Source organism: Bacillus pfraonensis (assembly GCF_050768835.1).
GTDB classification, from domain to species: Bacteria; Bacillota; Bacilli; order Bacillales; family Bacillaceae_G; genus Bacillus_A; species Bacillus_A pfraonensis.
The window spans coordinates 116,332-140,161 of the sequence record NZ_JAHCDO010000019.1 but is presented as its reverse complement, the minus strand read 5'-3'; the positions used below and the strand labels follow the sequence as shown (position 1 = coordinate 140,161).

General features: G+C 34.8%; 19 protein-coding genes. 14 read left to right on the top strand and 5 right to left on the bottom strand.

Annotation, left to right across the window (positions count from 1 at the left end):
* Positions 1–7 precede the first annotated feature (7 nt).
* The 6 genes from KFD70_RS19110 (at position 8) to KFD70_RS19085 (ending at position 8,785) form a co-directional block, all read left to right on the top strand.
* Positions 8–490 (top strand): helical membrane plugin domain-containing protein, encoded by a 483-nt coding sequence (locus tag KFD70_RS19110; protein ID WP_336452924.1) that lies wholly within the window; start codon positions 8–10, stop codon positions 488–490.
* A gap of 145 nt (positions 491–635) precedes the next feature.
* Positions 636–2,507 (top strand): glycerophosphoryl diester phosphodiesterase membrane domain-containing protein, encoded by a 1,872-nt coding sequence (locus KFD70_RS19105; protein ID WP_336452925.1) that lies wholly within the window; start codon positions 636–638, stop codon positions 2,505–2,507.
* 562 nt (positions 2,508–3,069) lie between these two features.
* Positions 3,070–4,203 carry an alanine dehydrogenase gene (gene ald, locus KFD70_RS19100; protein ID WP_336452926.1) on the top strand — a complete coding sequence of 378 codons (1,134 nt, stop codon included), beginning with the start codon at positions 3,070–3,072 and terminating at the stop codon, positions 4,201–4,203.
* A 104-nt stretch (positions 4,204–4,307) separates the two neighbouring features.
* Positions 4,308–5,723 carry an amino acid permease gene (locus KFD70_RS19095; protein ID WP_336452927.1) on the top strand — a complete coding sequence of 472 codons (1,416 nt, stop codon included), beginning with the start codon at positions 4,308–4,310 and terminating at the stop codon, positions 5,721–5,723.
* Positions 5,724–6,014: 291 nt separating this feature from the next.
* Entirely contained in the window at positions 6,015–6,392 is a 378-nt protein-coding gene (locus KFD70_RS19090) for an ArsR/SmtB family transcription factor (protein ID WP_336452928.1), read from the top strand.
* 26 nt (positions 6,393–6,418) lie between these two features.
* Positions 6,419–8,785, top strand: coding sequence for a heavy metal translocating P-type ATPase (locus KFD70_RS19085; RefSeq protein ID WP_431613287.1), 2,367 nt, complete (start codon positions 6,419–6,421; stop codon positions 8,783–8,785).
* Between the two features lie 568 nt (positions 8,786–9,353).
* On the opposite strand, the gene KFD70_RS19080 is transcribed toward KFD70_RS19085, so the two are convergent.
* On the bottom strand, positions 9,354–10,817 hold the full coding sequence (locus KFD70_RS19080; RefSeq protein ID WP_431613286.1) for a nicotinate phosphoribosyltransferase: 1,464 nt from the start codon (positions 10,815–10,817) through the stop codon (positions 9,354–9,356).
* A 320-nt stretch (positions 10,818–11,137) separates the two neighbouring features.
* Between KFD70_RS19080 and KFD70_RS19075 the strand changes: the two genes are divergently transcribed.
* The 3 genes from KFD70_RS19075 (at position 11,138) to KFD70_RS19065 (ending at position 14,420) form a co-directional block, all read left to right on the top strand.
* Positions 11,138–12,415, top strand: coding sequence for a helix-turn-helix domain-containing protein (locus KFD70_RS19075; RefSeq protein WP_336452931.1), 1,278 nt, complete (start codon positions 11,138–11,140; stop codon positions 12,413–12,415).
* On the top strand, positions 12,412–12,540 hold the full coding sequence (locus KFD70_RS19070; protein ID WP_336452932.1) for an NprX family peptide pheromone: 129 nt from the start codon (positions 12,412–12,414) through the stop codon (positions 12,538–12,540). The genes KFD70_RS19075 and KFD70_RS19070 overlap by 4 nt, the downstream gene beginning before the upstream one ends.
* 179 nt (positions 12,541–12,719) lie before the next feature.
* Positions 12,720–14,420 carry a M4 family metallopeptidase gene (locus tag KFD70_RS19065; RefSeq protein WP_336452933.1) on the top strand — a complete coding sequence of 567 codons (1,701 nt, stop codon included), beginning with the start codon at positions 12,720–12,722 and terminating at the stop codon, positions 14,418–14,420.
* Positions 14,421–14,470: 50 nt separating this feature from the next.
* Here the strand turns inward: KFD70_RS19065 and KFD70_RS19060 are convergent, their stop codons facing one another.
* Positions 14,471–15,019 carry a TVP38/TMEM64 family protein gene (locus tag KFD70_RS19060; RefSeq protein WP_336452934.1) on the bottom strand — a complete coding sequence of 183 codons (549 nt, stop codon included), beginning with the start codon at positions 15,017–15,019 and terminating at the stop codon, positions 14,471–14,473.
* 490 nt (positions 15,020–15,509) lie between these two features.
* Between KFD70_RS19060 and KFD70_RS19055 the strand changes: the two genes are divergently transcribed.
* The gene (locus KFD70_RS19055) at positions 15,510–16,028 is read left to right on the top strand and encodes an RNase A-like domain-containing lipoprotein (protein WP_431613285.1); all 519 of its coding nucleotides are present in this window, start codon (positions 15,510–15,512) and stop codon (positions 16,026–16,028) included.
* A gap of 15 nt (positions 16,029–16,043) precedes the next feature.
* Positions 16,044–16,316 (top strand): hypothetical protein, encoded by a 273-nt coding sequence (locus KFD70_RS19050; RefSeq protein WP_431613284.1) that lies wholly within the window; start codon positions 16,044–16,046, stop codon positions 16,314–16,316.
* A gap of 4 nt (positions 16,317–16,320) precedes the next feature.
* Here KFD70_RS19050 and KFD70_RS19045 read toward each other — a convergent pair whose 3' ends face one another.
* From KFD70_RS19045 to KFD70_RS19035, 3 genes are all read right to left on the bottom strand, one after another.
* On the bottom strand, positions 16,321–17,574 hold the full coding sequence (locus tag KFD70_RS19045; RefSeq protein WP_431613283.1) for a VanW family protein: 1,254 nt from the start codon (positions 17,572–17,574) through the stop codon (positions 16,321–16,323).
* Between the two features lie 246 nt (positions 17,575–17,820).
* A complete protein-coding gene (locus KFD70_RS19040) occupies positions 17,821–18,834 on the bottom strand; it encodes an LCP family glycopolymer transferase (protein ID WP_336452938.1) in 1,014 nt (337 codons plus the stop codon).
* A gap of 188 nt (positions 18,835–19,022) precedes the next feature.
* Positions 19,023–20,201 (bottom strand): NupC/NupG family nucleoside CNT transporter, encoded by a 1,179-nt coding sequence (locus KFD70_RS19035; RefSeq protein WP_336452939.1) that lies wholly within the window; start codon positions 20,199–20,201, stop codon positions 19,023–19,025.
* 92 nt (positions 20,202–20,293) lie between these two features.
* On the opposite strand from KFD70_RS19035, the gene gloA2 reads away from it, so the two are divergent.
* The 3 genes from gloA2 (at position 20,294) to aspA (ending at position 23,795) form a co-directional block, all read left to right on the top strand.
* Entirely contained in the window at positions 20,294–20,680 is a 387-nt protein-coding gene (gene gloA2, locus KFD70_RS19030) for an SMU1112c/YaeR family gloxylase I-like metalloprotein (protein WP_336452940.1), read from the top strand.
* A 162-nt stretch (positions 20,681–20,842) separates the two neighbouring features.
* Positions 20,843–22,159 (top strand): hemolysin family protein, encoded by a 1,317-nt coding sequence (locus tag KFD70_RS19025; protein ID WP_336452941.1) that lies wholly within the window; start codon positions 20,843–20,845, stop codon positions 22,157–22,159.
* A gap of 202 nt (positions 22,160–22,361) precedes the next feature.
* Positions 22,362–23,795 (top strand): aspartate ammonia-lyase, encoded by a 1,434-nt coding sequence (gene aspA, locus KFD70_RS19020; protein ID WP_336452942.1) that lies wholly within the window; start codon positions 22,362–22,364, stop codon positions 23,793–23,795.
* Positions 23,796–23,830 lie beyond the last annotated feature (35 nt).

Below are 23,830 nucleotides of genomic sequence, written 5' to 3'. Positions count from 1 at the left end.
GAAGAAAGTGGCAAAAGAAATTACATTGATTCAAAAAAAGGTAGTTACAGAAGAAGAAAAGAAACAACAGTTATCAGATGAACTGTTAACACAATTAGTGGAAAATCGTGAGGCGGTAGAAGAAACGATGCAGTTGTTAGCAGGGTTGCAGCAAGCTGGTATTTTAGATGCGGCAATCAGTCTACTTGCTGCCAAAGAAGATGTTTCTAAAATTGCAATTGAGCAATTAAACCGTGAACCAGTCAAAAATGCATTAAATAATATGATGGGGGCAGGAGAGGCTTTATCTTCAGTCGACCCAGAAATGACAAAACAGATCACATCTAGCTTAGTTACAGGATTACAGTTTGCAACAGATGAATTGAACAAAGGAAAGAAAACAAAAGTAATGGACTTTTTTAAAGTGCTGAAAGACCCGGATATTAACAGAGCCATTACTTTTGGATTTAGCTTTTTAAAAGCGTTTGGACAAGGATTAGAGAAAAAATAAAAACAAAAAGGGTGATGAGAAAGTACTCATCACTCTTTTTTGTGAATGTATAAGAGTGTTCATGTTAAGCGGAATATATTATTATAAAAAGATGACTGTGAAATGGAATCCATTTCAAATATAGTTTTAGAATTTGGAGGAATTTATGCAACACCGTAAAAGATTATCTATACCAGGAGTTATGAGACATTCCTTTCAAACGGTACAATTTGCTTTTTGGAATGTATTATCATTTCAACTCGCATATAAATTAGTAGCGGCTATTGTGTTTATACCGCTATTCGGTATGATTTTTAACAAGTTATTATATTGGGGTGGCTATGCAAATGCAACAAATGATGAATTGTTAGCCTTTCTAAAAACGCCATATGGAATCGCGGCTATTGTCATTTTATCGATATTGGCACTCTTCCTCATTTTTACGGAATTTGCAGTTCTTATTATTATTTCATATTTTGCTCATAAACGGCAAAAGGTGAGGTTACGTCCGATTTTGTATAAAACAGTAACGTATTTACCTTCTCTTTTTACATATTGCTTGCCAGGATTCATTTTATATGCAGTTGTACTATTACCTCTTTTAAGCTTGGGATATAAATCTGCGCTAATCCCAGAAATTCAAATTCCTAATTTTATTACAGGTGAATTGTTTAAAACAACAATGGGACAAGTAGGTTATTACACGTTCTTTGCTGTAGTTGCATACTTGAATCTTCGCTGGATCTTTGTTTTACCTATTATTGTATTAGAAGAAAAACCGTTTCGCACAGCTGCACGTAAAAGTGCAAACTTGGTAAAAGAAAGCTTTTTTAAAGTTTTGTTCTTTTTAGTTGGATTTTTTATCTCGATAGGGATTGTATTTGTCTTATTTATGGGTGTATATTTCTTAATTTTATGGGGTGTGTATGAATTTACGAATCCAAAAGGGACATTTGCCCTACTAGCAGAATCTACCTTATCTGTATTTTTGACGAGTACATTGTATCTATTTAGCTTTATTATAACTCCGTTTTATATTATGGCATTGACAAGACTTTATTTACAAAAGGTCCCAGTTGGAGATGTTTTATTAGAAGAAGGCTTAGATTATTCCAAAACGAAAGCGGATAAATGTTTCTTTAAAAAACATCGCCTGAAGTTTATTGGCGTATATATTGTCGGTGTTTTTACAGTCGGTATGGTTGTAGCTTTTATTGTAACGTTTATTACGAACTCCTATAAAGAGCCGATTATTATGGCGCATCGTGGATATGTTTCCAAAGGAGTAGAGAACACGAAAGAGGCTCTGCAAGGTGCGATTGATGCGAAAGCGGATTATGCTGAAATTGATGTGTTGCAAACAAAAGATGGTGAATTGGCAGTGATACACGATTTAAAGCTAAAGCGTCTTGCGAATGCGAATGTACAAGTTTCAGATTTAACGATGGATGAGCTTCGAAAACTGACTCTTAGTCAAGATGGATTCACAGGGAAAATTAGCACACTTGATGAGATGATTAAGCTTGCAGAAAACAAGATAAAACTGAATATAGAAGTGAAATTGCACGGAAATGAAAAAGATTTTGTAAAGAAAGTATTAGACACAATTAAAGAAAATGACTTTGAAAAGCAATGTGTCATTCAAACATTGCACTATCCGCTCATTAAAGAATTTAAACGTGCAAATCCAAATATAAAAGTAGGATATATATTATATGCAAGTAGGGCTAACTTAAAATATGTGCAAGCCGATTTCTATGTAGCGGAAGAATATATGTTAAACAAACGCTTAGTAAAATCAGCCCGTAAATTAAATAAGCCGATTTATGTATGGACTGTAAATGATATGGAAAGCTTAAAAAAATATTATAAACTGAATGTCGATGGGATTATTACAGACTATCCTGTGGATGCGCAAGAAACCATTAAAATGATGAAAGAGCAAGAAGAAAGTGAAACAGATGTGTTTGATAAGATTACAGAAACAACGGAAGATTTATTTTCAAAGTTGTTTCTCAGTTATCCAGCTGCCGGTTAAATATCGGTAGCTGTTTTTTTATTATATAAATGCAAAGTGAAAAAAGATAAAAACTTTTTTTAGGTGGGAGAGAGCATCCAGCCATGGGGAGAAGAGGACAGAGCCCTTTTTGGCTTAGCCCCCTGCCGTGTGAAACCAAAAGGAGAAAACGAGTGCAAGTTACCTTTTCTTCATGGTAGCGTCGTGTATATTGAGAAAACAAAATGGATTTATATAAAAAAGAATATATCTCTAAAATATTACAGGAAAATTCGATTGTATATGTATGCGATTTATGTTGATTTTTCACATTGTTATATTATTGTCAAATAATAAAAGGGTAATATTGAATTACAAAGGTTATAATGAAAATAGAGTGTTAAATAAGCGAGATATAGGGAATCTCCCTAGGGAATAAAGTTCTTTATATTTACACTATTCTAAAAATATAAACTTTTAAAATTTGATATGTTAGCGTTTTCATAATTTCAAAGTTATGCTAGAATAAGGACATAAGTTATTAATTATTATAAAAAGAAAAAAGAATTTCTTTTTTCTGTTAATTATAAGGGGGCATTTCATTATGCGTATTGGGGTACCAACAGAAATTAAAAACAACGAAAACCGTGTGGCAATGACACCAGCTGGTGTTGTACATTTAGTTCGTAACAATCACGAAGTATTCATTCAAAAGGGTGCAGGTTTAGGATCTGGTTTTACAGATGCTGAGTATATTGAAGCAGGTGCGAAAATCGTTGACACAGCTGAAGAAGCTTGGAACATGGATATGGTAATGAAAGTTAAGGAACCAATTGAAAGCGAATACAAACACTTCAGCGAAGGTTTAATTCTATTCACATACTTACACTTAGCTCCAGAACCAGAATTAACGAAAGCTTTAATTGAAAAGAAAGTTGTAGCTATCGCTTACGAAACAGTACAATTAGAAAATCGTTCTTTACCATTACTTGCACCTATGAGTGAAGTAGCTGGTCGTATGGCAGCACAAATCGGTGCGCAATTCCTTGAGAAAAACAAAGGCGGTAAAGGTATCTTACTAGCAGGCGTTCCAGGGGTAAAACGTGGTAAAGTAACAATTATCGGTGGTGGACAAGCTGGTACAAATGCTGCTAAAATTGCAGTTGGACTAGGTGCGGATGTTACAATCATCGACTTAAGTGCAGAACGTCTTCGTCAATTAGATGACATTTTCGGTAACCAAGTGAAAACTTTAATGTCTAACCCGTACAATATTGCAGAAGCTGTAAAAGAGTCTGATCTTGTAATCGGTGCGGTATTAATTCCAGGTGCAAAAGCGCCAAAACTTGTAACAGAAGAAATGATTAAATCAATGGAACCAGGTTCTGTTGTAGTAGATATCGCAATTGACCAAGGTGGTATTTTCGAAACAACTGACCGCATTACAACTCATGACAACCCAACTTACGAAAAACACGGTGTTGTTCATTATGCAGTTGCAAACATGCCAGGTGCGGTTCCACGTACATCAACTCTTGCATTAACAAACGTAACAGTGCCATATGCAGTACAAATTGCAAACAAAGGCTACAAAGAAGCTTGCCTAAGCAACTCTGCATTATTAAAAGGTATTAATACATTAGATGGCTATGTAACATTTGAAGCAGTTGCAGAAGCTCATGGTGTAGAATACAAAGGTGCAAAAGAATTATTAGAAGCAGAAACTGTATCTTGCTAATTGAAGCATAATACAAAATAAAAATCGAACAATATTTAATACAACATGATAAGAGCTAAGAGAGAAGACCTCTTAGCTCTTCTTAGTAAAAGGGGGCATACATCGTGGCCAACCTATTTAAAAAGAAATCCGTTACGCAATTGTTAGGGGAAAGTAAAAGTAAGACTTTGTCTAAAACTTTAGGGGCATTCGACCTAACAATGCTAGGAATTGGTGCGATAATCGGTACAGGAGTTCTAGTATTAACTGGATTAGTAGCAGCAAGAGATGCTGGTCCAGCAGTTATTTTTTCATTTATGATTGCCGCAATTGTTTGTGGATTTGCAGCATTATGTTATGCCGAAGTTGCTTCTACACTTCCTGTTTCAGGTAGTGTATACACATACTCTTATGCAACAATCGGTGAGTTTGTAGCCCATTTAATGGGATGGACATTATTATCAGTATACGTTGTAACAACAGCAGCAGTAGCTGGTGGATGGACAGGTTATTTCAATAACTTGGTGAATGGATTTGGATTAGAAATTCCAAAAGAGCTGTTAACGATTCCATCACAAGGTGGTATTGTGAACTTGCCAGCAGTAATCATTACGCTCGTATTAACATGGTTGTTATCACGTGGTACGAAAGAGAGTAAACGTATAAATAACGCGATGGTATTAATCAAAATTAGTATTGTTATCTTATTTATTGCAGTTGGTGTATTCTACGTAAAACCAGAAAACTGGGTACCATTTGCACCATATGGTTTAAGTGGAGTCTTTGCCGGAGGAGCAGCAGTATTCTTTGCTTTCTTAGGTTTTGATGCATTAGCAACTTCAGCAGAAGAAGTGAAAAATCCACAGCGTGATCTTCCAATTGGTATCATCGCTTCGTTAGTTATTTGTACAATCATTTACGTTGCAGTTTGTCTTGTTATGACTGGTATGGTTTCTTACAAGGAACTAGATGTACCAGAAGCAATGGCTTATGTACTAGAAGTTGTAGGACAAGATAAAGTAGCTGGTGTAATTGCTGTCGGGGCTGTAATAGGTATCATGGCTGTAATCTTTGCTTATATTTACGCAACAACACGTGTATTCTTTGCAATGAGTCGTGACGGTTTATTGCCAGAATCTTTTGCGAAAATTAACAAAAAGACAGAAGCACCAACATTTTCAACTTGGTTAACAGGAATTGGTAGTGCTTTAATTGCTGGATTTATCGATTTAAAAGAATTGTCGAATTTAGCGAATATTGGAGCGTTACTAACATTTGCGATGGTTGGTGTATCAGTTATCATCCTTCGTAAAACACATCCGAAATTACAACGTGGATTTATGGTGCCACTTGTACCAATTTTACCGATCATTTCAATCGTATGCTGCCTATTCTTAATGGTAAACTTACCATTAACGACATGGATGTACTTCGGTGCTTGGTTAGCAATCGGAGTAGTTGTATACTTTGTTTATTCGAAAAAACATAGTCATTTAAAAGAAGATGGAAGTTCGCAAGATAGTTTAGAAAAAGCAAACTAAAGGGATATAATGAATTGTAAGCCTTGTGCGTCTAGGGAGCGCACAAGGCTTTTTCTTTTGATTAAAGGGTAGAGAAAAAAGGATGTACGAAAGGATGGAAACTTCCGTACATCCTTTTTGTATGAAGAATGTAACGGATGCGGAGAATAAGTGATGTGTTTTGAAATGTGAACAAAATGTTCGGAAAATTAATTAAGGATTTTATTGACACATATGAATAGGCGCTCATATAATAAAGGTATAAGATATATGAATGATTGTTCATATGTTCAAATAAAGAGGTGAGCTATAATGGCTGAAAATAAAGTGGAAACATGCCAAGAATCATGTTCTCAAACAATTATCCATGAAGAAGTTGTTGATCAAGTAAAACAAACAATCCCAGCAGATGAAAGTTTAAGTAAAGTAGCGGAGTTATTTAAAGTATTAGGTGACCGTACGCGGACACGGATTTTACACGCTTTATTCGAAGCGGAAATGTGCGTATGTGACTTAGCTTATTTACTCGGTATGACACAATCTTCTATTTCTCATCAACTTCGTGTATTAAAGCAAGCGAAACTTGTGAAAAACCGTAAAGAGGGAAAGGTTGTCTATTATTCATTGGCGGACCATCACGTAATCGGTATCTTTGAGCAAGCATTCGAACATGTAAACGAGGAAGAATAAAAAGAAATGCACAAGGAGGGAGAAAGATGGCAGAAGCACTAGTGAAACGGAAACTTGTGTTAGAAGGATTAGATTGTGCGAATTGTGCGATGAAAATTGAAAAAGGCGTTAGCGGATTAGACGGCGTTTCCTCTTGTTCTGTGAACTTTGCAACAAAGACGATGACTTTAGAAACAGAGCAAAATAAAGAAAATCATGTTGTTAATGAGGCGAAACAACTTGTTACGAAATTAGAACCGCATATTAAAGTACAGGAAGAACAAAAAACAAAAATTACAAAAGAAGTATTTGTATTAGAAGGATTAGATTGTGCAAATTGTGCAATGAAGATTGAGACAAAGGTAAAAGAAATGCCTACAGTTTCAAATGCGACTGTTGATTTTGTATCAAAGAAACTAAAAATAGAAGTGGCAAACGAAAAAGAGCTCGGAACGACGGTGCAAGATATAAAAAATATTGTTCAAAAGTTAGAGCCCGATGTAAAAGTTGTCCGTGAAGAAAAAACAGGACATGATCATGGTCATAGACACGATCATGGTGAAGGAAATGTGAAGAAAATGATATGGCGCTTAGCGATTGGTGGTGTCTTAACAGGAATCGCTGCACTTGCAGGATTACCACAAATGATGACTATTCCACTTTTCGTTATCGCATATTTATTAATTGGTGGAGATATCGTTTGGCGAGCTGTGAGAAATATAACACGCGGCCAGGTTTTTGATGAAAACTTTTTAATGGCGATTGCGACACTTGGTGCATTTGCAATCGGACAATACTCAGAAGCGGTTGCAGTTATGTTATTTTACCAAGTAGGAGAGTTATTCCAAAGCATTGCGGTAAACCGTTCTCGAAAATCTATTACATCGTTAATGGATATCCGCCCTGATTATGCCAACGTTAAAGTTGGAAATGAAACAAAACAAGTTTCGCCGGAAGATGTACAAATTGGAGATTACATCATTGTTAAACCAGGTGATAAGGTACCGTTAGATGGAAGAGTAGTTGAAGGAACATCAATGATAGACACTTCAGCATTAACAGGTGAATCTGTACCACGTGAAGTAGAAGTTGGGAATGATGTATTAAGTGGTTTTGTGAATCAAAATGGTGTATTAACAATTGAGGTAACAAAAGAATTTGGTGAATCCACAGTATCGAAAATTTTAGATTTAGTACAAAATGCAAGTAGTCGAAAAGCGCCGACAGAAAACTTTATTACGAAATTTGCGCGTTACTACACTCCGGTTGTCGTTATTACAGCAGCAGCATTGGCGTTTATTCCCCCTCTTATTTTAGAAGGTGCTACATTCTCAGATTGGATTTATCGTGCGTTAGTATTCCTTGTTATTTCTTGTCCGTGTGCGTTAGTAGTATCTATTCCGCTTGGATTCTTTGGTGGTATTGGCGGAGCATCGAAAAGTGGTATTTTAGTAAAAGGTAGTAACTATTTAGAAGCATTAAATGATGTGAAACATATTGTGTTTGATAAAACAGGAACATTAACAAAAGGTGTATTCAAGGTAACAAAGATGGAGCCAAACGGCAAAATAACAAAAGAAGAACTCCTTGAATATGCTGCGTTTGCAGAGGTTTATTCAAACCATCCAATTGCGCAATCTATTCGAACTGCATATGGAAAATCAATTGATGAAAATAGCATGGAAGATTACAGTGAAATTTCTGGTCACGGTACAGTTGTAAAAGTACAGGGTAAAGAAATTTTTGCGGGTAATGCAAAATTAATGAAAAAAGAAAATATCGCATTTGAGCAACCACAAACAGTAGGCACACTTGTTCATGTTGCTGTAGATGGTGCATACGCTGGTTATATTGTTATCTCAGATGAGGTAAAAGAAGATTCAAAACAAGCGATTCAAAAGTTAAAAGAACTTGGTATTAAGAAAACAGTTATGCTAACAGGCGATGCAAAGCTAGTTGGAGAAGCTGTCGGTAAAGAGCTTGGTTTAGATGAAGTTCATGCTGAATTATTGCCACAGCAAAAAGTAGAAGAAATTGAAAAAATTGATGCGGCAAAACAAGCAAAAGAAAAAGTCGCTTTCGTTGGTGATGGTATTAATGATACACCAGTATTAGCAAGAGCAGATGTTGGAATCGCAATGGGGGGGTTAGGGTCTGATGCAGCGATTGAAGCAGCAGATATCGTCATTATGACAGATGAACCTTCTAAAATTGCAACGGCTGTTAAAATTGCCAAACGTACACGCAATATTGTATGGCAAAATATTATCTTTGCACTTGGTGTAAAAGGACTTGTCTTATTACTTGGTGCATTTGGAATTGCAACAATGTGGGAAGCTGTTTTCTCCGATGTGGGTGTTACGCTACTTGCTGTATTGAATGCGATGCGTGTATTACGAGTGAAAGATTTATAAAAAACCTATACTAAGCTTTTTTATCAGAAAAATAGACGTTTTACCTTGCCTTGCGTAAAGTGTCCATTTAGCGAAAGAAATGACGTACAATTTGTATTTTGCGACGCTTTAACAGACCTTTCGATTAATAAAGCTTTGGAAACTTGTGTTACCCTGTATGAACTGCTCGTAAAAGCTTGATTGGTGAGGGCTAATAATCAGTGGGGTTTTTCTTCATCTCCCACTGATTAAAGTTTTACTTTATCGGAAGTTCACGCAACATGTCCAAACCATATGGTTTTACTTAGCATATGATATATGAGATATATATGTATAGTTTGCCTTATACGTACAAACATCTCCACTCTACATGGTATCAATATTCGAACAAGCTTCCAATCTTGGAGGCGTTAGAACCTTTCTCGTTTACGGGAAAGTTTTTTTACTTTGGTATAAAAATCAACACTATTCGAACTGTACTACTAATAAAACAAAAGACTCTAACATATTAGTCATATACAATATGTTAGAGTCTTTATTTTTTAAAAATATTTTTAAATTTAGATCTTGATAACAATTGTATTTCTTTTTATTTTTGAATATTATTTGAAACCTGATTCCGCACAGTTTGAATATAATTCATTTTATGATCCCAGCATTCTTGGCTTAAATCGACCGGGTATTCTTCAGGATTAAGAGTTCGTTTATATTCTTCCCAAAATACATGTAAACTATCATGTGCATACTGCTGAATATTTTGTATTTCAGGCAGTTTATATGTGCGTTTACCTTTTACGAAAATAGTATGGTGTAGTTCTTTTGCTTCAAAATTTGTGACAAATTTACTGATGTATGTATGGACAGGATGGAACATTTTTAAACGTTCCTCCTGCTCTGGTACTTCAGTTTCTAGCGCAATATAATCCCCTTCGGAGTGTCCGTTGACGCGATTAATAATGCGATATACACGTTTTAACCCAGGTGTTGTAATCTTTTCAGGATTGGAAGAAATTTTGATTGTATCGTTTAGTGTCCCATTCTCATCTTCAATCGCAACTAATTTATAAACAGCACCTAATGCAGGTTGTTCAAAGGAAGTGATGAGCTTTGTTCCAACGCCCCATACATCAATTTTTGCTCCTTGGGATTTTAAATGCATAATTGTATATTCATCTAAATCGCTAGAAGCGATAATTTTTGTATTGGTAAATCCAGCTGCGTCAAGTAGTTTTCGTGCCTCTTTTGATAAATAAGCCATATCACCGCTATCAAGACGAATACCATAAAAATCAATGTGGTCGCCGAATTCTTTAGCAACGCGAATCGCATTTGGTACACCGGATTTTAACGTATCATATGTATCAACGAGAAAAACACATTTCTTATGTGTTTCGGCGTATTTTGTAAATGCAACATATTCATCACGATAAGCTTGGACAAAAGAATGAGCATGCGTCCCAGCAACAGGAATACCAAATCGTTTTCCAGCACGGACGTTGCTAGTAGAAGAAAAACCACCAATAAAGGCTGCGCGTGTACCCCATAGGGCAGCGTCGAATTCGTGAGCACGACGAGTGCCAAATTCTAATAGTTCATCATTGTCTGCTGCATGTTTCATACGAGCAGCTTTTGTAGCGATTAATGTTTGGTAATTCACAATGTTTAACAAAGCGGTTTCAATAATTTGAGCTTCACCAAGAGGAGCGTCAACACGTAGTAATGGTTCGTTATTAAAAACAACCTCTCCTTCTTGCATACTGCGAATTGTTCCCGTAAACTTCATGTTTTGTAAATAATGCAGAAATTCCTCCTCGAACTCCAATTCTTTTAAATAAGTGATGTCACTATCAGTAAAAAGAAAATTCTCTATGTATTCTATAATTTTTTCAAGACCAGCAAAAACAGCATAACCATTTTTGAATGGAAGCTTCCGGAAATATAAATCAAAAACAGAGCGGCGATTATGAATACCGTCTTTCCAATATGTATAAGCCATGTTGATTTGATATAAATCTGTATGTAAGGCGTAACTATCGTCTTTATAATGATTCATTGCGAAAACACCTCCGTAATTTTGTTATAGTATAACAATTTTTACTAGTTTATGCCAAAGGAGGCGATCTTAATAAGAAGAGAATTTTTTTCGTTTATTATATTAAAAAGATAAATAATAATAATTAATGGTTATTGAATAGGGAAAACTCAAAGTTTAGGCAGTTCAGCAGATTTTTTTAGCATAAAAATTAATTGAAGAGAGGGAAATGAAGTTGATAAATGAAAAATTCTTTAGAAAATTTACATTTATTAATTTATATTTTTCTGATTTTTATGTATTATTAAAGTAGTGAGGGTAAATGAGAATGGAGGAGGGCAATGCAACAAACACTAGAGAAAATTGGCAAACAAGTTTTTTATAAGCGATTACAGCAAAAAATGACACAAGAAGAATTATGTCAGGGCATTTGTTCCGTCTCATATTTAAGTAAGATTGAAAATGGAAAGATAGAAGCATCGGAGGAAATTTTGCAGCTGCTCTGCGCGAGGTTAGAGATTGCTGTGTCGGATTTGAGAGATGTGGAAGAAGATGTGAAAGAGAAGTTAGATGATTGGCTAAACGCATTAGTCCATTTGGACAAAGGGCAGGTTGAACGCATATATAACGAATTACAGGATGAGATGCAACAAGTTTCAGATTTTGAAATTATAAATTATTATAATCTGCTGTATACACGTTATTTGATTATGAAAAGAGATCTTCCGGCGCTTGAAGAAGAACTAGAGAAATTAAAGAAGATGTATAAGAAGTATTCTCCGTTTCAGAAGTTGTTGTATACGTATAGTAAAGGTTTGCTGTATTCTTTGCAGTATAAATATAAACAGGCACTGGAGTACTTACTAAAAACAGAATCTATGGCAAAAGAACAAGGATATTATGAAACGGGAATATATTATAATTTAGCACTCACGTACAGTCAGATAGAAATTGATCATATGACATTGTATTTTGCTAATGTTGCGTTAGAAGGATTTCGAAATGAATATAAGTTTCGACATGTAATTAATTGTCAACTTTTAATAGCTTTTAGTTATATACGGAAAACACAGTACAGTGAGGCTATGGGGATTTTTAATCATATTTTGAGAGAGGCAGATTCTTTTGCAGATAAAGATAATATCATGTCGATTGCTTTAAATAATATTGGTTATTTATATTATCGTCAAAATAATTATGCAAAAGCAAAAGAATATTATTTGAAGAGTCTCCAGTATAAAGAAGAAGAAGATTTAAATTATATTGATGCCATGTATGAAATTTCTCTGCAGTGTGTTCAGTTAAAGGAGTTTGAAGAGGCGAGAGGCTGGATTGAAAAAGGTATTTCGGCTGCAAGAAAAGAAGATAGGTATAAAAGTATATTGTACCTGTTATTAATGCTACAATATAAATATTTTGAGAAAAAAGAAGTATATAAGCGGTTTTTGGAAATGGAAGCAGTGCCTTTCTTTAAAAACGAAAAGAATGTTAAGGATTTAAAGAAAGTATATTTAGAGCTAGCGGAATACTTCGAAGAATCATTGGAATTTAAAGAAAGTAATCGATATTATAAATTAGCGATTATGTTGTTAGAAGAAGAAGGAGGAGTTATAGGATGAAAAAAGTGATTTTAGGAACATTTGTAATGGTGGCGATTTTAGCGGTAGTATTCGATGTGCAGTATGCTTGGAAGCCAGATAATTATGGTCAAGAAGTTAATTCATCTCAATCAGTAAACCTATAATAACAATTGAGAAAGGCCCTTTCCAAAACGGAAAGGGCCTTTCTCAATAATTGTTCTCCAAAATTCTACAAAACTTGAGAAATGAACTTTTTGAATTTTTAGTATATTAATAATGGAAATCTAATGCTAATATAAAACTACTCTTTTTCAAAAAAAATTTTTATTAGGGGGAAGGTTATATGAAAAAGAAGAGTTTAGCATTTGCGTTAGCGGCAGGAATGGCAGTTACAACGTTTGGAGGGACAAGCTCTGCGTTTGCAGATTCTAAGAATGTGCTCTCTACGAAAAAGTACAACGAAGCAGTACAGTCACCTGAATTTATCTCTGGTGATTTAACTGGAGCAACTGGAAAGAAAGCGGAGTCTGTTGTGTTTGATTATTTAAATGCAGCAAAAGGGGAGTATAAGCTAGGGGAAAAGAGTGCAGAGGATTCTTTCAAAGTGAAGCAAGTGAAAAAGGATTCTGTAACGAATGCAACAGTGGTACGTATGCAACAAATGTATGAAGGCACACCAGTATGGGGGTCTACTCAACTAGCCCATGTTAGTAAAGATGGTTCATTGAAAGTACTATCTGGAACCGTTGTGCCTGATCTAGACAAAAAAGAAAAGTTAAAAAATAAAAATAAGATTGAAGGTAAAAAAGCGATTGAAATTGCACAGCAAGATCTAGGGTTAACACCAAAGTATGAGGTAGAGCCATCAGCAGATTTATATGTATATCAAAACGGTGAAGACACAACTTATGCATATGTTGTGAAATTAAACTTTTTAGAACCAAAACCAGGAAACTATTATTATTTCATTGAAGCAGATAGCGGTAACGTGTTAAATAAATACAACACAATTGATCACGTAACAGGTGAAGATAAATCACCGCTTAATAAAGAAGCTGTAAAGCAAGAGGGAAAAGCAGTTATAAAACCTGTAACAGGAACAAATAAAGTTGGAACAGGTAAAGGGGTATTAGGAGATACAAAATCTATTAATACAACGTTATCTGGATCTTCTTATTATTTGCAAGATAATACGCGTGGAGCGCAGATTTTCACATATGATGCGAAGAATCGTACTACGTTACCAGGAACGTTGTGGGCCGATACAGATAACGTTTTCAATGCAAGCCGTGATGCAGCAGCAGTAGATGCTCATTACTATGCGGGAGTAACATATGATTATTATAAAAAGACGTTCAATCGTAATTCATTTAATGACGCTGGAGCACCGTTAAAATCAACGGTTCATTACAGTAGTGGTTATAATAATGCATTCTGGAATGGCTCGCAAATGGTATATGGAGATGGAGATGGTTATACATTTACTGCCTTATCCGGTGGATTAGATGTAATTGGACATGAATTAACACATGCGGTTACAGAATATAGCTCAAATCTTATTTACCAAAATGAGTCAGGTGCATTAAATGAAGCGATTTCTGATGTTTTTGGTACTTTAGTAGAGTACTATGACAATCGCAATCCGGATTGGGAAGTAGGAGAAGACATTTACACACCTGGTACAGCAGGGGATGCACTTCGTTCTATGAGTAATCCGGCGAAATATGGCGATCCAGATCACTATTCTAAGCGTTACACAGGTTCAAGTGATAATGGTGGTGTTCATACGAACAGTGGAATTATTAATAAAGCGGCTTATTTACTAGCAAATGGTGGTACACATTATGGTGTAACAGTGAACGGTATTGGTAAAGATAAAGTAGGAGCAATCTATTATCGTGCAAATACGTTATATTTCACTGAATCTACTACATTTAGTCAAGCTCGTGCTGGTTTAGTACAAGCTGCAGCAGATTTATATGGTGCAAGTTCTGCTGAGGTTACAGCGGTGAAACAATCGTATGATGCAGTTGGTGTAAAATAAGATTTCTTCATAATATAAAAATAAAAAAAGGGAGCGAATGCTCCCTTTTTTTATTTTTTCTTCCACTTTCTCCATATATACAATAACCCGATACAACCTGCAATTGTTATAATCCACTTTGCTTCATTTGTTCCATTCATAACATGATATGCCGAATACACTTCAATGAGTAAAGCTGGGATTTTTCCTAGTGTACTGGCAATACTGAAAGAGAGTAGGGACATTTTCCCTAAAGATGCGAATAAAGTAACAATACTTGATGGAATAAAGGGAACGAAGCGGAATGATAAAACGAGCAAAAAAGCTTCTTTTCCTTGAACATAAAGGAGTTTCTCTACCCTTGGGTAATGATTTATCTTGTTTTGTGCGAATTTCTGAAGACCTAACCGATAGAAATAAAAAGAAATAATGGCCCCTAATGCTTCGCCTGCGATCGAAATGATTGTTCCAGCTGTTAAACCGAAAAGTTGTATGTTGATTGCAGTTAGAAAAATACTTGGAATGAAACCAGCAAAGCTAATGATGATATTAAATAGAATACTAAGTGGAATTGCTAGCGTGTAATGTTCTGTAAGTACATCATGAATCAGTTCTTGCATATCATTATAGTCCTTTGTCTTTTTTAGCATTACACCATATTTAATCAATATAGGCAAGCGTAGATTTTTACTTAAAATGAATGCTTTTATCTCGCTATTTTAGGGCAGTAACACGCTAACTTTAAAGTGCAGTAAAAATGAAGGCATGTAAAAGCTTAATCCGTGGAGAAAATATGGATTAAATTTACATATAGTGATAAAAATGAACCTTTATACCCTTTATGGGTATATGGTATATAAAAATAGGGGTATATTTTAAGTGTGTAAATGTTATTAAAATAAGGTTTTTTTAAAATTTATTAAATATACCCCTTAAATAAAAGGTTTATTGCATAGATTATGGCTCTCAGCTAGAGAAAATGGTTCTGTGAATGGGAAGCAATATGAAAAAATAAGAAAAAGCATGTAGAATTTTAGAATGCTACATGCTTTTCTATCCAAAATTGACTTTTGATGAAGTTCCGATAATAATCATGAAAGAGGTGATTTGATGAAACGATTATGGAGTATTTTTTTGAGCAGCTTACTTGCGATGATTCTTGTTTTAAGTGGGTGTGCAGGACAAGAGCAGAAAAAAGAAAGTTCAAAAGGAAGTAATTCAACATCAGTAGAGAAAATAAATGATAATATTTTAGACGAAATGGAAGGGCCACCTAAAAATGGTCATACGATAGAACGTCATGTAGGAAAGACAGAAGAGGATCTAAAAAAACGATTACGCACAGATAAAGTATCCGCAGCAAGTACATACTACGATAAAGAAGTGGCAACCAAAGCTGTTAAAGATAGTTTAAAGCAACATGAGCAGGAAATTGAGAATTGGTTAAAGAATTCCAAAGAAAATCGTCTCGTATTAAATACGAAGCATTCATTTCCTGTTGGAAAAACAGTATTAAAGAAAGATATGAGTGTGAAAGATAAGCTGATAAATACGGTCACTGTCTTAGCACGAGATAAGTCAGGAACATTAGGATTTAAAATCATTACTTCCTATCCATCTGATAAATAAGAAAGGGAGAGTAACATGTATCCGACATTTCAATATTTCCTAAAAGCATATTGTACGTTAAGTGTACATGAGGAAGAGATTATAGATGTAATGACGGAGTTTTTAGAGCAAGAGGATCAAGAAACGATTGCGAAATTACAACATGAGTTATTACATATACAAAAGGAAAATTCTTGGGAAGACGGTTGTTTATTGGCAGCTAAACAAGGAAATCGTATATGGTCATTAGAAGAGACCAGAGAACATATACAGACATTTATACATGTATTGCAAAACAAAAAGGCGTGAATAATCACGCCTTTTTGTATACACTTTTTGAAATTTGGCCATTTGATATAACTTGACCGTTTTGTGTTACCTTTTTATAAGTGACAGCAGTAATTTTATTTTCCGTATTACTAATTACTTTTGATGAAACTTCTACATTCTTGCCAGTAGGTGTGCCGAAAATACGTGTAGTTATGCTACTGCCATTAGAAAATGCTTGAATATAAATATGCTTTCCGGTATTATTTTTAAATTTTAAATCTGGACCATAATCTGCTACAGCAGCATCTTGACCAAGTGGTAAATAGTTAACAGGCATAGAATGGTTACTACGAGCAACAACTCCTAAGTCAGCACGTAATGCTGCTCCATATAGAGTACTACTCACTTGGCAAACGCCGCCCCCAGCACTTTGGATCACTTTACCTTGTGAAAATACAGCAGCAGATTTATAACCATGAGCTGCATCGGTAATACCGACGCGTCCATTAAAGCTAAATGTTTCATCGGGTGCCACGATTGCACCACTTAAAGTGTTTGCAGACTTGTTTACATTAAAGGATTGGTTGCCATTTCGACCAGCCATAGGAGTAGAATATTCAGCAATAACTTCTGTAATCCCCATATTTTGTATATCTTCTGTAGAGCGTTCTGGTTTTATGGAGGCAATTGGCAGCTCAATATCTTGTGTACCAGCAGTAATTGCTTTTGCTGTTAATTGTTTTAATTTTTCTTTATCGACTTTTTCACCATTGTGACTTTGACTAATATTTACTGTTGTCCCTGAAACACTTAATTCAGCATTTACAGGTTCTTTTAAGGTTTCATTATATTTTTCTTTTATAAAGATTTCATAAGCTGTTGGATTTAGCGTTGGTGTTAATTTATATTCACGTTTCAGCTCACCATTTTCAGCTTGTTTTCGCATTTTATAGCGATCCATAATGTTCCCTTTTTGTTCTTTAAAGATTTTTTCTACAATGTCTTTTTCCTTATATTCAATACCTAAATCTTTCCACGTATAAGTTTGTGTCTTACCTTGGAATGCATAGTTAAGGGACTTTTTATTGGATTCATCAATTTTTTGTTGAATAATTTTTTGGATATCTTTTTTACTTTTACCATCAAGAGAAGTGCCTTCAAATGTAGTATGTGGTAATACATTTGTATCGAGCTGTTTATTTAATTTAGAGACGTATTGATAACCACCAATCCCACCTGCACATAGTAATATTCCACCAGTGACAGCAGAACCAATAAGTAATTTACGTAGCTTCATTTACTTCCCCCCAAAAAGTTAATGTATAAGGTCATATGTATTCGTTTTTTATGTATGAATGATAAAAATAGTATTATGTATGTACTAGTATACTATTATTTTCCTTATCGGTGTAATGTTTTTATAAAAAACGTTACAATTCTGTAACATTTGTCTCTTTTTGTCATTATTTGCGTAAGAAAATGGAAGTATTTTGTTGAAAATTATAATAAAAAGACTGCTGGAAAAATCCTAGCAGCCTTTTTATTATAATTTTTTGTGCTCTGTTTTATTCGTGACACCGAGATGTTGTTGTACTGTTGTAGTTATATCTTGTACGCTTTTTTTATCCGGAATGTAGTAGTAAGTACCACCTATATATTTATCTTCACCTTTTACTTGCAGTTTATCCATTTTTAAGTTTGAGCCCATAGTGTTCTTTGTAATTGTCATCATGTCATCAAAAGTTAAGTTTGTTTTTAAATCACGATCAACAGCATCTAATAGGCTACCAATTTTATTAATGGAGTTGATAGATAACGCTTTTTGAGCAATTGCTTCTAAAATAAGCTGTTGGCGCTGACCGCGCATATAATCGCTATCGATATGACGAGTTCTTGCTAAAGCAAGTGCTTCTTCACCATTTAAATGTTGACGTCCTTTTTTAAGGTGAATTGCACCTGGTTCGTCCTTACTATTTTGCTCTGTAAATTCAACAGGAACATCTACATCGATGCCACCCAGAGAATCGACAATTTTTATAAAGGATTTAAAGTTAAATTTAACATAATAGTCAACAGGAACATTTAAAAAGTTCTCAACTGTATCAATTGTACTATCTACGCCTCCAAATACGTGAGCGTGTGTGATTTTATCTTGTTTATCACGGGATTTAATATACACACGTGAGTCACGTGGTATGCTAACAAGCTTTACTGATTTATCATTTTTATTGATTGTGGCAAGTAATAATGCATCTGTGCGTGTTGCTTTACCATAAGATTTTTCGCGAAGATCACTTTCATCAACCCCCATAATCAGGACAGAAACATTATCGGTCATCGGCTTAACAGCTTTTTCTCGTTTATCGGATTTATCGCCTCTATCTAGTTTAGAATAGGCATTATTTATAATTGATTTTGCTTTACTGTATATGTGGAAAGAATAGCTTCCACCGCCAATTGTTACAATGAGTAACGGAATGAGAACAAACCATAGTAGGCGTCTTTTTTTAAATCGCCTCTTTGAGGTTCTATTATTGTTTTCTAAGTCTGAGTTCATTGTTTAGTTCTCCTTTAAATCATTCAATTTGTATATTTCTTATAATGTGTAAATGAGACACATAAAGGACATTGTACGCTAGATATCGTTGTACATGTATAAAAAATAGATGTCTCGATTATTTATGAGACATCTATTCGTATTGTATACAAAAAGGATGAATAAGGAAAGGATTAAATTTTACCTCCTTATAGCATAATGCTTACAATAATTGCAGATAAAATGCTGACGAGTGTTGCACCGTACAACAGTTTTAAACCGAAACGAGCAACAACATTACCTTGTTCTTCATTTAATCCTTTAACAGCACCGGAAATAATTCCGATAGAAGAGAAGTTGGCAAAGGATACAAGAAAAACGGAAATAATGCCTACCGTACGAGGAGAGAGGCTATTTGCAAGCTTGCTGAGATCCATCATGGCTACAAATTCATTCGTTACAAGCTTTGTAGCCATAATGCTTCCTGCAGTGACAATTTCGTTACCGGGCACACCAATAAGAAAAGCGATAGGAGAGAAAACATAACCAAGTAACTGTTGAAATGTAATTCCAAAAATAAGATGGAATAAATCATTAATACAGCTAATTAAGGCAACAAATCCAATCAACATGGCACCAACCACAATAGCAACGCGAAATCCATCTAGAATATATTCTCCAAGCATCTCAAAAAAGGTTTGTTTTTCGCCTTTAATTTCTAAAATATCCTCTTCTTCTTTAACCTTATATGGATTAATAATGAGTACGATAATAAAACCACTAAATAAATTTAAAACGAGAGCGGTTACTACATATTTGGGCTCAATCATTGTCATATAAGCCCCGACGATTGACATGGATACAGTTGACATAGCGGAAGCGCAAAGTGTATATAGGCGATGTTTGGGAATTTGGGCAAGCTGTTTTTTTACGGTAATAAATACTTCTGATTGACCTACAATAGCAGAGGCGACAGCGTTATAAGATTCTAGCTTGCCAAGTCCGTTTATTTTGCTGAGAAAAAAACCAATCCAGCGAATAAAGAATGGGAGTATTTTGAAGTGCTGTAAGATACCAATTAAGACAGAAATAAAGACAATTGGTAACAGTACATTGATGAAAAACGGCATTTCTCCTTTATTTGCAATCCCACCAAATACAAAGTTTATCCCAGATGCAGCGTAGTCCAATAATTTCGTAAATAAATTAGAAATCATGGTTACGAGTATGAGACCAATTTCTGTATTTAGTAGTAAATAGGTTAAAATTAACTGTATAATAAGCATAATGAAAATCGGTTTGAATTTAATATGCTTTTTATTATTACTTGCGATGTAGGCAAGAAAGAAAACAACAACAAGACCGAGAAAAAAAGTAACAAATCGCATAATTAGCCTCCTAAAAGAGATATTCTGTTACATAGGTTTTTCATTTCGAGGGAGAATATGCATGTTTGGTAAAGAGAGGAATGAAGTAGAGCGTGAATATATCTGGAATGCATCATGTTGCAATCATTTGTTCTGACTACAAAACATCTAAAAACTTCTATACTGAAATTTTAGGATTTAATGTGTTAAATGAAGTTTACAGGAAAGAAAGGGATTCTTATAAATTAGATTTATGTGTAGGAGGGCAGTATCAAATTGAGTTATTTTCATTTCCAAATCCCCCAAAGCGCCAAAGTTTTCCAGAAGCAGCTGGTCTGAGACATTTAGCATTTGCAGTTACAGATATACAAGAGGCAGTTAGACATTTAAATCAATGCGGAGTAGATACGGAACCAATACGTGTTGATGAAATAACAGGGAGACGATTTGTATTTTTCCAAGATCCGGATGGTTTACCGTTAGAATTATATGAGGATTGAAAATTGGGGAATTTTATATAGGTTTGCTTTTGGACAAATGAAGAAAATAAGAACAAAGTGAAGCTTCCATTCGTTTTCCATTCAATCAGCTACTTTGATGGAGAGAAAACTTCTTTTAAAAAGGAGGTGTAACTTTAGCTAAGAAAAAGCTAAAGGTGTTCTTTGGAAATTGCGAAATTAATCATGGTTGTTATTCTCATTGCATTAACTGGTTTTTTTGTGGCAATCGAATTTGCGATTATAAAAGTTCGTAGTAGTCGTATTGATCAACTTGTAGGAGAAAAGAAACGAGGGGCACTAGCAGCTAAGAAAGTGATTTCGAATTTGGACGAATATTTATCAGCGTGTCAGCTCGGAATTACAATTACAGCTTTAGGACTAGGATGGTTAGGTGAACCGACAATAAAGCATTTGTTAGAGCCGTTATTTTTAAAAATTGAAATTTCACCTACAATTGCGAGTACAGTTTCCTTTATTATTGCATTTGCTGTTATTACATTTTTGCATGTTGTGATTGGAGAGTTAGCACCAAAAACATTTGCTATTCAAAAAGCAGAACAAGTAAGCTTATTACTATCCAGGCCGCTCATTTATTTTTACCGGATTATGTATCCATTTATTTGGACTCTAAATGGTTCTGCTCGCCTGGTGACAGGTATATTTGGATTGTCCCCAGCTTCTGAGCATGAAGTTGCACATTCAGAAGAGGAATTAAGACTTATTTTATCAGAGAGTTATGAAAGCGGAGAAATCAATCAGGCTGAGTTTAAATATGTAAATAATATTTTTGAATTCGATAACCGGATAGCAAAAGAAATTATGGTTCCGCGTACTGAAATTGTCGGTTTATATGAAGATGAACCGTTTGAGACACATATCAAAGTGATTGGGCAAGAAAAGTATACAAGGTATCCTGTATTTGGAGAAGATAAAGATGAGATTATTGGGATGGTTAATGTAAAAGACTTATTTATTCGTTATATGGATGGTGGTCGAAATGAAGAATGCTCCATTGTTCCTTATACAAGACCTGTTATTGAAGTATTGGAAAACATCCCAATTCATGATTTATTATTGCAAATGCAAAAAAGACGCATTCCACTTGCAGTTTTATATGATGAATATGGAGGAACGGCAGGAATTGTAACGCTTGAAGATATTTTGGAGGAAATTGTTGGTGAAATTCGTGATGAATATGATGAAGATGAATACCCTCCTATTGAACATATAAGTGAAACATATAAAATCCTTGATGGAAAAGTACTCATTAGTGAAGTGAATGACTTGCTCGGTTTACATTTAATTGCTGATGATGTAGACACAATTGGTGGTTGGATTATGATGCAAAAACAAATCATTACTGAGGGAGATATTATTGAGACAAATGGTTGGATGTTCAAAGTTCTCGAAAAAGATATGCATCAAATTAAACGGGTGGAAATAAAGAAAGTTGAAGAAGAAGATCCAGCAATTGCCTAACCTTTATAAATCAGTGGGAAGGGGGAATTCCCACCGGTTCAAATTTAAATAGGTGATTTGGTAAAAAAGTAATAATGTTTGCGCTTTCAAGAAAGGTGACTATAGTGAAGAAGGATATGAAAATATATATCTCACAAAATTATATTTTCATAGAAAATGTTTTTAGGTCATCGATTAGAATGAAAAGTATAGGTGATAAAAAATGATAGCAACGAAAGACGTACGTATAGAAAAAGATTTTTTAGGTGAAAAAGAAGTGCCACATGCAGCTTATTATGGTGTTCAAACATTACGTGCTGTAGAGAATTTTCCTATTACAGGATATCGTATTCATGGGTCATTAATTCAAGCAATGGCAATGGTTAAAAAAGCTGCGGCACTTGCAAATATGGAGACAGGTTATTTGCAAGAGAATATTGGGAAAGAAATTGTAGAAGCAGCTCAGGAAATTATTGATGGAAAGTTTTATGAGCAGTTTATTGTAGATCCCATTCAAGGCGGGGCAGGAACTTCCATTAATATGAATACAAATGAAGTTATTGCAAACCGTGCATTAGAACGATTAGGTTATGAAAAGGGAAATTATGCAATAATTAGTCCAAATACACATGTGAACATGGCACAATCAACAAATGATGCTTTTCCGACAGGAATTCATATTGCGACGCTTATAATGTTAGAAGAGCTTCTTATTACAATGGATGCACTTCATCATGCGTTTGCTGATAAGGCAAAAGAATTTGATCATGTAATTAAAATGGGACGTACACATTTGCAAGATGCAGTTCCCATTCGACTTGGTCAAGAGTTTGAAGCCTATAGTCGTGTGCTTGAACGTGATATAAAGCGAATAAAACAATCTCGTCAACATTTATACGAAGTAAATATGGGAGCGACAGCTGTTGGAACAGGTTTAAATGCAAATCCAACTTATATTAAGCAGGTTGTAAAACATTTATGCAGCATTAGTGGGTTTCCGCTTGTTGGCGCCGAACATTTAGTGGATGCAACGCAAAATACAGATGCGTATACCGAAGTATCAGCAGCTTTAAAAGTATGCATGATGAATATGTCTAAAATTGCAAATGACTTGCGTATTATGGCATCTGGTCCACGTGTTGGATTAGCTGAAATTCAATTACCAGCTCGTCAACCTGGATCATCTATTATGCCGGGAAAAGTAAATCCAGTTATGGCAGAAGTTATTAACCAAGTTGCCTTCCAAGTGATCGGAAATGATCATACAATATGTTTAGCATCAGAAGCAGGACAATTAGAACTAAATGTAATGGAGCCAGTGTTAGTATTTAATTTAATTCAATCCATTAGTATAATGAATAATGCATTCCGCGTATACCGTGAGTACTGTATTAAAGGGATTACTGCAAATGAAGAGTTGTTAAAACAATATGTTGAGAAAAGTGTTGGTATTATTACGGCGGTGAACCCTCATATTGGATATGAAGCAGCTTCTAGTATTGCACGTGAGGCAATTAAAACAGGCAAATCAGTCCGTGAACTTTGCTTAGAGCATGGTGTATTAACAGCTGAAGAGTTGGATATTATTTTGGATCCATATGAAATGACACATCCTGAGATCGCAGGAGCGTCGCTATTAAAAAATAAAAAATCCTGATACTTTGTGTATCGGGATTTTTTCATACAAAGGTA